Source organism: Chrysiogenia bacterium, assembly GCA_020434085.1.
Classification (GTDB): domain Bacteria; phylum JAGRBM01; class JAGRBM01; order JAGRBM01; family JAGRBM01; genus JAGRBM01.
On sequence record JAGRBM010000231.1, the window covers coordinates 1 to 12,735 of the forward strand.

13 protein-coding genes are annotated in these 12,735 nt (G+C 62.0%); 7 read left to right on the forward strand and 6 right to left on the reverse strand.

Translation table 11 applies throughout. The features are described from left to right. Positions 1-425 (forward strand): CBS domain-containing protein (locus tag KDH09_07560; protein MCB0219532.1); only part of this gene is annotated, 425 nt, incomplete at its 5' end. Here the strand turns inward: KDH09_07560 and KDH09_07565 are convergent. From KDH09_07565 to KDH09_07590, 6 genes are all read right to left on the reverse strand, one after another. Continuing rightward, positions 426-1,124, reverse strand: a complete 699-nt coding sequence (locus tag KDH09_07565) for an ABC transporter ATP-binding protein (protein MCB0219533.1) — start codon at positions 1,122-1,124, stop codon at positions 426-428. Between the two features lie 8 nt (positions 1,125-1,132). Next, entirely contained in the window at positions 1,133-1,903 is a 771-nt protein-coding gene (locus KDH09_07570; GenBank protein ID MCB0219534.1) for an ABC transporter ATP-binding protein, read from the reverse strand. Beyond that, the gene (locus tag KDH09_07575; protein MCB0219535.1) at positions 1,900-2,901 is read right to left on the reverse strand and encodes a branched-chain amino acid ABC transporter permease; all 1,002 of its coding nucleotides are present in this window, start codon (positions 2,899-2,901) and stop codon (positions 1,900-1,902) included. Before KDH09_07575 ends, KDH09_07570 begins: the two co-directional genes overlap by 4 nt. A gap of 48 nt (positions 2,902-2,949) precedes the next feature. Next, positions 2,950-3,852 carry a branched-chain amino acid ABC transporter permease gene (locus tag KDH09_07580; protein MCB0219536.1) on the reverse strand — a complete coding sequence of 301 codons (903 nt, stop codon included), beginning with the start codon at positions 3,850-3,852 and terminating at the stop codon, positions 2,950-2,952. Between the two features lie 109 nt (positions 3,853-3,961). Further along, positions 3,962-5,164: an ABC transporter substrate-binding protein gene (locus KDH09_07585; protein MCB0219537.1), complete on the reverse strand. Its 1,203-nt coding sequence runs from the start codon at positions 5,162-5,164 to the stop codon at positions 3,962-3,964. Between the two features lie 74 nt (positions 5,165-5,238). After that, positions 5,239-5,946, reverse strand: coding sequence for an RluA family pseudouridine synthase (locus tag KDH09_07590; GenBank protein ID MCB0219538.1), 708 nt, complete (start codon positions 5,944-5,946; stop codon positions 5,239-5,241). 260 nt (positions 5,947-6,206) lie between these two features. Here KDH09_07590 and KDH09_07595 point away from each other — a divergent pair, with 260 nt between their 5' ends. The 6 genes from KDH09_07595 to KDH09_07620 form a co-directional block, all read left to right on the forward strand. After that, a complete protein-coding gene (locus tag KDH09_07595) occupies positions 6,207-7,424 on the forward strand; it encodes a GGDEF domain-containing protein (GenBank protein ID MCB0219539.1) in 1,218 nt (405 codons plus the stop codon). Between the two features lie 144 nt (positions 7,425-7,568). Then, complete coding sequence (locus KDH09_07600; protein MCB0219540.1) at positions 7,569-9,146, forward strand: VWA domain-containing protein; 1,578 nt, start codon at positions 7,569-7,571, stop codon at positions 9,144-9,146. A 59-nt stretch (positions 9,147-9,205) separates the two neighbouring features. Further along, positions 9,206-10,396, forward strand: a complete 1,191-nt coding sequence (corA, locus tag KDH09_07605; GenBank protein MCB0219541.1) for a magnesium/cobalt transporter CorA — start codon at positions 9,206-9,208, stop codon at positions 10,394-10,396. Positions 10,397-10,437: 41 nt separating this feature from the next. Beyond that, on the forward strand, positions 10,438-11,343 hold the full coding sequence (locus KDH09_07610; GenBank protein MCB0219542.1) for a mechanosensitive ion channel family protein: 906 nt from the start codon (positions 10,438-10,440) through the stop codon (positions 11,341-11,343). 6 nt (positions 11,344-11,349) lie between these two features. Next, positions 11,350-12,465 (forward strand): mechanosensitive ion channel, encoded by a 1,116-nt coding sequence (locus KDH09_07615; protein MCB0219543.1) that lies wholly within the window; start codon positions 11,350-11,352, stop codon positions 12,463-12,465. A gap of 11 nt (positions 12,466-12,476) precedes the next feature. Next, on the forward strand, positions 12,477-12,735 hold a 259-nt coding region (locus tag KDH09_07620), incomplete at its 3' end, for a glutathione S-transferase N-terminal domain-containing protein (GenBank protein MCB0219544.1).

Consider the following 12,735-nt stretch of genomic DNA (forward strand, 5'->3'; position numbering starts at 1 on the left):
AAGTGATGCTGCCCTGGGACCGGGTGACGAGTGTGCAGTTCAACGCCGAACTGACGGAGCTTCGGCGCACGATTCTGGAATCGGGTCATACGCGGCTTCCCGTGTGCGAGGAAGAGCGCGTCGTGGGGGTGCTGCATGCCAAGGAATTTCTGGCCTATCTCGAGAGCGGCGCAAAGGACTGGCACACGATCATTCGGCCGCCGCTGCGCATCGACGACAACGATTCACTGCTCGCCACGCTGCAGCGCATGCAGACCAATCGTTACCACATGAGCTTTGTCTACGCCGGCGACGGCACGTTGCTGGGAATTCTGACGATCGAGGACATTCTCGAAGAAGTCGTTGGCGACATTTACGACGAAGATGACGACGACTTCGTGCGAAAGCTGCTGGCCAGCCGCGTGGAGCTGCGCTCGCGGCGGTAGCTATTCTCCCAAGTATGCCTTGCGAACTTCTTCGTTGGCGGCGAGTTCCTTGGCGGGGCCCTTGAGAACGATCTCACCGACTTCAAGGACATAGGCGCTCTGCGCGATGCGCAGCGCGAGGTGCGCGTTCTGCTCGACGAGCAGGATGGTCATGCCCTGGCTGTTGATCTCCTCGATGATCTCGAAGATCTGCTTGACCAGCAGCGGCGCGAGACCGAGCGAGGGTTCATCGAGCAACAGCAGCGTCGGCTCGCCCATCAGGGCGCGCGCGATGGCGAGCATCTGCTGCTCGCCGCCCGAGAGCGTGCCCGCGCGCTGGCGATAGCGCTCTTTGAGACGCGGGAAAAGCCCCAGCACACGTTCGAGGTCTTTGTCGTAGTTGTCCTTGCGCAGGTACGCGCCGAGTTCGAGGTTCTCGTGCACGCTCATCTCCGCAAAAACGCGGCGGCCCTCGGGCGAGTGACAGATGCCCGCATTCACGATGGATTCAGGGCTCGCGCCGTCGATGCGCACGCCGTTGTAGGTAATCGTTCCGCCACTTGGCTTTTCGAGTGCGCTGATCGTGCGAAGCAGCGTGCTCTTTCCCGCACCGTTGGCGCCCACAAGCGTGACGATCTCACCGGGATTGATCTCCAACGAGATGCCCTTCAATGCGTGGACGGCGCCGTAGTGGACGTGCAGGTCTTCGATGTGCAGCAGCGCGCCCATTACAGCTCCACCTCCTCACCCAGGTAGGCCTCGATGACCTTGGGGTTGGCGCGGATCTCCGAGGGGCTTCCCTCGGCGATTTTCTCGCCGTAGTCGAGCACGGCGATGCGCTCGCAGAGTCCCATCACAAAGCGCATGTCGTGTTCGATGAGCAGGATCGTCAGCTTGAGCTCGTCGCGAAGGCGCAGCACCAGCCGGCGCAGGTCCTCGGTCTCCTGGCTGTTCATGCCGGCGGCAGGTTCATCGAGCAGCAGCAGGCGCGGATTTGTCGCCAGCGCGCGCGCGATTTCGAGCCGGCGCTGGTTGCCGTAGGAAAGTGCCGTTGCCGGATCGGCGGAAACCTCGGAGAGGCCGAGCAGCTCAAGGAGCTCCCCGGCGCGGGCCTTGAACTCGGCTTCTTCGGCGCGGAACTTCTTCGTGCGAAGCAGTGCGCCCCAGAATCCGTATCCGAGCGCGCCGTAATAGGCGAGCGAGACGTTCTCGATCACCGTGAGCTCTGGAAAGAGGCGGATGTTCTGGAAGGTGCGCGCGATGCCCGCGCGGTTGATGTCGAAAGGTTTCGCGCCGCCGATTTCTTTTTGATCGAAGCGGATGCGCCCCTCGGTCGGCGCGTAGATCCCGGTGATCAGGTTGAACACCGTCGTCTTGCCCGCGCCGTTGGGGCCGATGAGCCCGACGAGCTCGCCCTCCTGCAAATAGAAGTCGAGTTCCGACACAGCGGTCAGGCCGCCGAAGCGCTGGGTGATGGCTTCGAGGGAAAGGAGGCTCATTGGTCCTCCTTCTTCGTGCCCGGAAGCAGACGGCCCAGAAATGCGAGGCTCATCTCGCTGCGCCCGAACAGTCCCTGCGGACGCCAGACCATCATGGCAATCATCACGAGGGCGTAAGCCGGCATGCGGTATTGCGAGAGATCACGAAAGGCCTCGGGAACGATCGTGAGCACAACGGCCGCCACGATGCTGCCGGTAATCGAGCCCATGCCGCCGAGCACCACAAAGACCAAAATCTCCACGCTGCGCAGGAAAGTGAAACTGTTGGTATGCACATAGCCCTGGCTCTGGCTGAAGAGCACGCCCGCGACGCCGCCAAAGAACGCGGCGACAACAAAGGCCTCGGTCTTCACCCGCGTCGCGCTGATTCCCAGGGACTCAGTTGCGATCTCGTCGTTCTTGACCGCGACATAGGCGCGCCCGCGCGTTGAATAGGCCAGATGCCAGATGGCGACGATGGTCAGCAAAACCATGGCGTAGGTCTCGAAGATGCCCTCAAAGCGCACGTCGTAGTCGTAGTTTGAGGGCACCACGGAAAACCCGCGCGCGCCGCCAACGGCATCGATGTTCAGGATGATGATGCGAATGATTTCGCCAAAACCCAGCGATGCAATGGCCAGATAATCGCCGCGCAGCCGCAGCGTCGGAATGCCGACCAGCACCCCTGCCACCGCGGCGCTGAGGCCTCCCGCGAGTATGACCGCCACAAAGAAGAGCGCGCGGGAGAGCGCCATTGGCAGGTGCAGGCTCTCGTGGAAGAACGCCTGCATCTCCGCGCCGCCGTAGACGCTCAGCGCGGCGGCCACGTAGGCGCCGATCGCCATGAAACCCGCGTGTCCAATCGAAAGCTGGCCGGTGAAACCGTTGATGAGGTTGAGGCTCACCGCGAGGATGATGTTGATCCCGACGAGCACGAGCACCTGCGCCACGTAGGCATTGCCCAGCCCTGCCGCGACGCGATCGAACGCAAAGAGCAAAGCCAGCGCGATCACCGGCATTGCGCCGCGCGGCAGGCGGCGAAGCTTTGCTGCAAGCGCGTCGGCCACTTACACCTTCTCCTTCGCGGTACTGCCCAGCAGCCCGGTCGGGCGAACCAGCAAGATGACGATGAGGATGACGAACGCAATCGCGTCGCGGTAAGTCGAGGAGAGGTAGCCCGATACCAGCGTTTCGGCCACGCCGAGAATCACGCCGCCGAGCATGGCGCCCGGGATGTTCCCGATACCGCCCAGTACCGCCGCCACGAAGGCCTTGAGCCCCGGCATGAGTCCCATCAGCGGCTCGACCTTGGGGTTGTAAAGCCCCACCAGAATTCCCGCGGCGGCGGCGAGCGCCGAACCGACGGCGAAGGTGAAGGCGATGGTCTTGTCGGTGTTGATGCCCATCAGGGCCGCGGCCTGCCGGTCGTAGCTCACCGCGCGCATCGCCCGGCCCATGCGCGTGCGATGCACGATCCAGGTAAGGCCCGCGCAGAGCGCGAGGCTGACGACGAGCACCACGACCTGCACGTTGTTGACGGGAACCGATCCGACCGTAAAGAGCGTGGACTTGGCCAGCAGTTCCGGCGGGACCTTGGGGTCGGGGCCGAACACGATCTGCCCGCTGTATTGAAGAAAAAGCGAGACGCCAATCGCCGTAATGAGCGGCGCCAGACGCGGCGCGTTTCGCAGCGGGCGGTAGGCCACGCGCTCGATCAGCATTCCCACCGCCGCGCAAACCACCATGGAAATGGTCAGCACCGTAAACAGTCCGATGATGCTCGGCCCATCGTCGAAGCCCAGCGCGCGGGCCGCGTAGTAGCCGGTCATCGCGCCAAGCATGTAGATCTCGCCGTGGGCGAAGTTGATGAGCTTCAAGATGCCGTAGACCATGGTGTAGCCCAGCGCGATCAGGGCATAGATCGACCCCCAGGCCAGGCCGTTCACCAGTTGCTGAAAAAATACGTCCACGAATCTCTCTTGCGCGCTTCCGGTCCGTACGGCAGGAGGGGCGAGTATGACCCGCCCCACCATCCCGAAGCGCGCTTCAGGCGTTTCGGTCAACTTACATCTGCGCCACTCAGGGCTCGATGCGTTTTACGAACTTGATCTGCTGATCCTCGATCTTGAGGATCACGATCGGCTTCTCTGCATTGCGCTCGGCGTTGATGGTGATGGAACCCGTCACGCCGGGAAAGCCCTTCGTCGCGGCGATGGCATCGCGAATCGCCGCCGGATCGGCCGAGCCGGCGCGCTTGATCGCGTCGGCAATCAGCTTGCCCGCGTCGTAACCCAGCACCGCCATGGCATCGGGCTTCTTCTTGGAACCATCGGCGCCGGCGGTTTCGCCGTAGGTCTGTTCAAATTTCTTGATGAAGTCCTGCACCGTGGGATCGGGATCGTCGGCGGAGTAGTGATTGCTGAAGTAGGAATTGTTGACCGCATCCTTGCCGATCTCCAGTGTGACCGGTGAGTCCCAGGCATCGCCGCCGAGCAGCGGCACATCGATGCCGAGTTCGCGCGCCTGCTGCGCAATCAAACCGACTTCGGTGTAGTAACCGGGAATGAACATGACTTCGGGTTTGAGCTCGCGAATCTTCGTGAGCTGGGCGCGAAAGTCGGTGTCGCCCTCGGTGTAGGATTCCTGCGCGAGGATCGTGCCGCCAAGATCCTGGAACTTCTTCACAAAGAACTCGGCCAGACCAACCGAGTAGTCGTTCTTCACATCGACCAGCACCGCGGCCTTCGTCGCCTTGAGGTCTTCCACTGCAAAACGCGCCATGGTGCCGCCCTGGAAGGGATCGATAAAGCACACGCGGAAAATGTAGTCGCCGACCCTGGTGACCTGCGGGTTGGTCGACCCCGGGCTGATCATGGGAACCTTCGCGCGCTGGGCCTCGGGCGCTGCGGCCAGCGAGCGCGAGGAGGCCATCTCACCGAGCACCGCAACGACCTCGTCCTGCCGGATGAGCTTGAGCACCGCGGTGCGCGCCTCTTCGGGCTTGGACTGATCGTCTTCGGTGATGAGCTCGATCTTCTTGCCCAGCACGCCGCCGGCGGCGTTGACCTCATTGATCGCCAGCTCAAGCCCCTTGTGGGAGCTTTGCCCGAAGGTCGCGGTCGGACCTGTGAGCGAGGCGTATTCGCCGATCTTGATGGTGGCCGATTCGGCCTTTGCCGACGAGGCACCGCCTCCGGCGGGCGCGCCCTTGCCGCCCTGGTCGCAACCCATGGGCGCAAATGCGATCAACAGGGCCAGCGTGAGTTTTGCAATTGTCTTCATCAGAGTCTCCCCCCGGAGTGGTTCGGCTTCTTTACTTACGGGATGCAGCCCGAAGCTGTCAACGCGGGCGCTTATCAGTCTTCTCCGCCCTTGAGCTCCCCGCGCAGGGTGGCGAGCGCTTCTTCAAAATCCGCGGGCAGCGGCGCCTTCGCCGATACCTGCTTCTTTGTGTCGGGATGCGCCACCGAGAGCGAGGCCGCGTGGAGCAAGGTGCGGCGCGCCTGGAGCCGCCACTTTCGGGCTTTGGTGTATTTGCGGTCTCCCACGATGGGATGGCCCTCGTGGGCGAGCTGGACACGAATCTGGTTGGTGCGCCCGGTTTCGGGGGCGATCTCCAGCAGCGCGGCTTCCTCGCCGAATTCTTCAAGGGTGGCATAGCGAAGCGCCGCATGCTGGCCGAAGTTCCTGTTGCGCGAAACCATGACGGCGCCCTTGCGCCGCGGGTCGGGCATCAGGTTGTGGACGAGCCGTCCCTTTTTCTGCGCCATGGTGCCATGCACCAGCGCCAGATAAGTGCGGCCGGGCTCGTGGGTGCGGAATTGCTGCTCGAGCGCCTGCTGGGCCTTCGCCTTTTTCGCGATGGCCAGCACGCCGGAAGTCTCCCGGTCGAGCCGGTGGACCATGTAGGCCTTCGTTCCCGAGCTGCGCAGATAGTCGTCGGCCCAGTCGCGCAAGGTATCGCGCTCGCCCTTGGGCGTGGGCACGGTGAGCCAGCCCGCCGGTTTGTTCACCAGCAGCAGCGCGCTGTCTTCATGGAGGATGGTCGGTTTTTCTCGTGCCACGGCGCCCCCGAGTGTAGAAACCCCGGCCGGAAATGCACCATTCGGAAACCCGATTCCCGCCGGCGCCTGGGCGGCGGCGGGCTGACCATGCGGCCAGTAACTGCTGACGCATTGCGCGACATTTGGCCTACACACATGTTCACAAATGTTTATTACTTAATGATTACAGAAAGTTACCTACTTAAATAGTGCTGGCATTACCAGGGGGCATTTGGTAGGATTTGCAAGCCGATGGGGACCGAATTCGGGAGGGGATTCCGGTGAAGGCAGTATCCACCAAAACTCAGAGCAAGCCGCAGGTGACGCACCGCGTTGGGCACGTACGTCAATGGAGCGTTGCACGTCGCGCGGCCGTCGGCGCCGCAGCCGTTGCGGCGGCCAATCTGCTCTGGAACTTCGGTTTCGAAATCGCAGTCCACGTCCCCGGGACTGCCGCCTATCTCAACGAAAATTTTGCCGGAACCTACCGGCTCTGGACCTGGGGATTCTTCCTGGGTTTCTCCCTGATCGCATTGATCGGCCTGTGGCTCGACGATGATCAGGAAGAAACCGGCAATTTCCCCGCCCATCTGTTCCTGCAGTTCTTCGCAATCGCCTCGACCGCCAGCGCGTATCTGCTCGGCATGCAGACCACCGCGCTCTGGCAGATCAGCTTCCTTGCCGCGGGAATGGCCGGCATCCTGCTGTTCGATATGCAGGTCGTCGTCGCCGGCCTGACCAGCTTTGCACTGCTGGTGATCGCGGGCATCGTGGTTGAGCAAACCGCTGTCCTCCCCGCGGCGCCGCTGTTCGCCAAACTCCCCACGACCGAGGGGCTGCTGGCCACCTGGTGGCAGGTGGGACAGGCGGCCACCTCCATGTTGATGATCGGCACCACCATCGGCGTGTGCGGCTTTCTCGTCGTTCGCAGTCGCCGTCAGGAAAAGCTTCTTCGCAAGCTCTCGAACACCGACGACCTCACGCGGGTACCCAATCGTCGTCACTTCCTCGACCGCCTCGAATCGGAATTCGATCGCTCGCGCCGCCATGGGAACACGCTTTCCTTCGTGATGATCGATCTCGATTTCTTCAAGGCCATCAACGACGAGTACGGCCACCTGGTCGGCGACCGGGTGCTGGCGACCATTGCGGGCGTGATCAAGTCCTGCCTGCGCGGCTCGGACCTGCTGGGACGTTACGGGGGTGAGGAATTTGCCCTCATGCTTCCCGAGACGGATCTCAAGGGCGCCATTCGCGTGGCAGAGCGTTGCCGCGCGCTCATCGAGGACACCCAGATCGTTGTGGGCGGCACCGTGTTCTTCACCGTGACTGCAAGCATGGGAATCATCTGCTCGGACAATCCCGACATCCGCGTCCTCGATGACATGATTCGCCTCTCGGATGAGGCCCTCTACCAGGCCAAGGCCGCCGGACGAAACCGCATCGTGGCCGCACAGCCCGTGGCCAAGAGCGCTGCCGGCAACGGAACCCACGGCTGAGGTCGATCCGCCCCCTCCATCACACCTGCAATTGCGCATTCGGCCCGGCACTCGGTGAGACAACTCACTGGTATGCGCGCGCCCGGCCCGCTAAACTGCGAAAATCGTTGCTTCGACGCGGGGACGCGCTACAGGCAAGGAATTGTGCGAGGGCCGCGGCGCCAAACATCAAGCTTCCAACGGGCTGCCCTGCTTGCTGCCATCTGCGCGGTGCTGCTCTCGTATGCCCGCCCGGCCCAAGCCCAGTCAGGTGGCCAGGCGCTTGGCGTCGATTACATCCTGCTGATCGACGCCTCCTATTCCATGCTGCTCGATCCGCGCAACCCGGGGCAGGCCTCCGAAGATGTCGGCGCGGCCATCGATGAGTTCGTTGCCAGGAACGGGCGCAAGCCCGTCACCGGAGAGCTCAACCTGCGCTCGGGCCTGTTCAAGCACGTCATCTCCGTTGCCGACCGCCTGCTGCAGAGCGCGACCGACCAGACGACTGTCGCAGTCTATGCGTTCAACGACGAAATCGTTCACTCCCTGGTTCTCGAGCTCGACGCCGACAACAGGACACGAGTGACCGGGTTTCTCCAGAACATCTCCGTCGGTGGCGAAGGAACCGCGATCTTCACCTCTGTCAACGAGGCGCTCGACCGCGTCGCCTCGCTGCGCGCCAGATCCGACATCCGCCGCAGGTCGACGATTTTTCTCTTCACCGACGGCAAGGAGAACCACGAAGATATTTCAATCGATGAAATCCTGGATCGATTCGGGCTACTGCGCTCCGATGAAGAACACTTTTTGTTCTGGCGCTACTACTACCCGCAGGTCGAGGGGACTTCCCATGCCCGGGAAGCTGACGAAAAACCCGAATTGCTCGAACAGCTCGAAGAACACGGGGTAGAGCTCTATGACCTCAGCGATCTCGACACCGTCTTCGAGAAAGAGTCCGTAGATGTAGAGCCCGCAGCCCTCGATGTCTCGGTTCCGGCTACCGGCGGCGCAGCGCGGAGCGAGCTCGTGCTTCGAACCAGTGAGAAGCGTACCGAACCCATGGACCTGCGTCTGCAGGCCGAGTTCCCGGAGGCCGCCGCCGACGGCGTGCAGGTGCGCGCCGAACCACAGTCCATCGTCCTCGATTCCGGGGACGGCACCGCCACGCTGGAGGTCTCCCTCCACGTCACTCGTGACCCGGCCCAACCGGAGACCCGCGAAGATCGGAGCTACGAGGGTGCCATCCGGCTGACTTCCCCGCAGGTCATGCTGCTCCAGCCCTCGCGCGTTCCGGTGACCATCACGGTCAAGGGGAGTGTCCCGCCGGCGATCACCGCGCCGACGTTGGCCAAAGCGCGCGAGCCTGGGTGTGCGATCTGGACCTTCTTCGCCCTCGCGTTGGCCGCGATTGCCCTCGCCTTTGGGCTCCTGCGCTGGAATGCGTGGTTCTGGCCTGGCGGGCAAAACGCGGATTCGATCCTTGTCGTCAGCGACCGGGACGAATTTGCCGAGCGCGTCGGAGCAGAGCTTCGAAGGCTCGGGGAGCGGCCCACGCTGGCCCGGAGCATGCCGCAGGCCCGCGGATTGCTCCGGCACCGCAGCTTCCGCCTCGTCCTGCTCGACGAGCGGCTCGCCCACAATCAGGGCGAGATCCGGGAGGCCGGCGGCAAGCGATGTGCACTCGTCGACGCCGGGCTCGCCGATGACTTGCTGCGTACGGCGCTGGTTGCCGCCCTCGGCTGAGGACTCGACCAAAGTCCCCGATTGCGCAGGACCGCTTTCTTCATGTACACAATCAGGCTGTGAAACTCTCAGACGCAATCGATCTGCCAAAGCGTGCCGGGAAGGGGCTGCGCGGCCTGCCCTCGCGCGCGGGATTTTTCTTTGGGCGCCGTCCGCGCGTGGGCGCCCCGCCCGGGGAATTTGCCGACACCAGCGGACACCAGGAATCGCGCATCAGCGTCATTTCCTTCAATGACGATGTAATCGAGGAACGCACCTGCGCCAGCGCCAAAGAAGCCCTCGCCATTGCCGGCGATGAAACCCGGCGACACTGGGTCGACATTCAGGGCCTGCGCGATGTGTCCATGATTCACAAAATCACGCGCGGGCTGGGACTCCACGATCTGGCGATCGCGGATGCGATCAATACGCCCCAGCGTCCCAAGTTTGAACACTATGAGGATCATGTCTTTTTCATCGGTCGAATGTTTCGGTTGACTGATTCGGGCCACCTCTTCCCGGAGCAGTTCAGCCTGTTCCTGAAAGCCAACATTCTGGTTACCGTGCAGGAGAATCACGGCGACGTGTTCGATCCCGTTCGCGCCCGGCTGCGCGATCCGCAGTTCCAGATCCGTCATTCGGGCGTCGCTTACCTCGCCTACGCCCTGATCGACACCATGATCGACGCGGTCTATCCGGTTGTCGACGCGCTGGGCGACCAGCTCGAAGAGACTGAAACCCACATCACCGGCGATCCCATGCCGCAGGATTTCACCCGGCTCCACGACATCAAGCGCGAACTGATGCATCTGGGGCGCGCGCTTCGTCCGCAACGCGAGGCAGTCAATGCCTTCTTGCGCAGCGAATCCTCTCTTGTGGATGAGAAGGCGCGCTTCTACCTGCGCGACACCTATGACCACGCGATCCAGACACTGGAAACAGTGGACACCTACCGCGATCTCACCGGAGAGCTGACCGATCTCTATCTTTCGGTTGTCAGCAACCGCATGAACGAGATCATGAAGGTGTTGACCATCATCTCGACCATCTTCATCCCGCTCTCCTTTCTCGCGGGCGTTTACGGAATGAATTTCCACTACATGCCCGAGTTGGCGCAGCCCTGGGGCTATCCCATCCTGCTGCTCGTCATGGCGAGCGTCGCCGGCGGGATGTTGTTTTTCTTCCGTCGAAAGGGCTGGCTGGGCAGTCGCGGGCGGCGTGAGCGATTCGATCGCGCGATGGGGTATGGCCGGGAGGACGAGCAGCCGTGACCCGCGAAGAACTCGCTCTATTGGCGGAAGATCTGATCGGAATGAGCCCCAAGACCCAGGGGAGGGTGCTCGATTCCCTGATTATCATTTTTGCCTTTGTTCTTGTTCGCTTCCTGCTCGTCCGGATCATCAACCGGCGCATCGACGATGTGCGCACCGCCTACCAGTGGCGCAAGGGCGTGAGCTACGCCTGCACCCTGTTCGCACTGATCGCCATGGGGCAGACCTGGTTTCGGGGCATCGAGCATCTGGCCACGGTGCTGGGGCTTGCCTCCGCCGGTATCGCGGTCGCCCTCAAGGATCCGATCGCCAACCTGGCGGGCTGGTTCTACATCGGATTTCAAAAACCCTTTCGCGTCGGCGACCGCATTCAGGTCGGCAAGTTTGCCGGTGACGTCATCGACCTGCGCCTTTTCCAGTTCTCCCTGATGGAAATCGGCAATTGGGTGCAAAGCGATCAGAGCACCGGCCGCGTCATCCGCGTGCCCAACAGCACGGTCTTTCGCGAACCGGTGGCCAATTACTCCGACGGCTTCGATTACATCTGGGACGAGATTCCCGTGCTGGTTACCTTCGAAACGAACTGGAAGAAGGCGCGGGGCATCCTCGTCGAGATCGCAGACAAATACGCTGCGCCGCTCTCGGAGTCGGCCTCACGCCAGGTGCAACAGGCTGCCCGCCACTTTATGATCTTCTATTCAAAGCTCACACCGATCGTTTACACCAGCACCCGCGACAACGGGGTGCTGCTCACCATGCGCTATCTGTGTAATCCGCGCAGCCGACGCACCAGCCAGCACACCATCTGGGAGGCGATTCTCGAATCTTTTGGGCAGCATGACGACATCGATTTCGCCTATCCCACGATGCGCTACTACGACAACGCCTCCGAGGGAAAACCGGGCCTGATGCCCGAGGGAGCGCCGGGCAAAGCCGGCAAGGGTTAATCCGGAATGAAGGAACACTTTCAGTTCATCAGCGAACCATTTCGCGAAATTCTCGCACTGATTGTCCATTGGCTTCCGTTTCTGCTGGTTGTCGCGGCGGTGATCGGCCTTTTATCGCTCGCACGTTACTTCCTGCTTGCCCGTCAGGCCGAAACCCACGGCGAGAACCGTCTGGCGCGACAACTCATCATGCTCGGACTCACCGGTGCCGGCCTGATTTTCATCATTCTGGGCATGCCCATTGGAGATGCTGCACGCGGACAGCTCCTCAGCCTGCTCGGCCTTGTGGTCACTGCGGCGATCGCGCTGTCTTCCACAACCTTCCTTGGAAATGCCATGGCCGGCCTGATGCTGCGCGCCGTGCGCAACTTCCGGCCCGGCGATTTCGTCCAGGTGGGCGAACACTTCGGGCGCGTCTCCGAACGCGGCCTCCTTCACACGGAAATCCAGACCGAGGACCGCGACCTGACCACGTTGCCGAATCTCTATCTGGTCACCAACCCGGTGCGGGTCGTGCGTTATTCGGGCACGGTGGTATCAGCGACCGTCTCACTCGGCTATGACGTGCCGCGCAAGCGCGTGCTGAATTGTCTCAAAATCGCGGGCGAAGAAGCGGGCCTCGAAGACCCCTTCGTGCAGATCCTCGAACTCGGGGATTTTTCCATCACCTACCGCATTGCTGGAATCCTGCGCGAGGTGAAGGTTCTCATCACCGCGCGCTCGAAGCTGCGCGAATGTATGCTGGACACCCTCCACGACGACGGCATCGAAATCGTTTCGCCGACTTTCATGAATCAGCGCCAGCTCCCTCTGGACAGGGTCTTTATTCCCAAGAAAGAGCGCAACGTCGAGCCCGAGCCGGAGGAAGAACCTGTTCCCGAAGAACAGATCTTCGACAAGGCAGAAGTCGCAGAAGAACGCGCGTCCATTCAGGAAGCGCTCACCGCGACGGCCAAAGAGCTGGCCGCGCTGATGGAAGCCAAGGACATTCCCGAGAGTGAGCGAGGCGAAGCCGAACGCCAGAAGGAAGCCCTCCGCGTGCGCATTGAAGAACTCAAGGCGCAACTTGAAGCAGAACCCCAGGAAGAAGAAACCAACGGCGACGAGAAAGCATCGGAGTAACCGCGCACAAAATGGACAAATATCAGCTCATCGGCGCCGAGATTTCCTATTACACAGGCAAAGTTCACTCCTATCTTCGCTACAAGGACATCCCCTTCGAAGAGATCACTGCCAGCGCGGAGGTCTACGCCAAGACGATTATTCCCAGGACCGGCGTGCGCTTCATCCCAGTGCTGATCACGCCGGAGGATGAAGCTGTCCAGGACACGACCGAGATCATCGATTTTCTCGAAACGCGTTTTCCCGAGCCGAGCGTCTATCCGGACACCC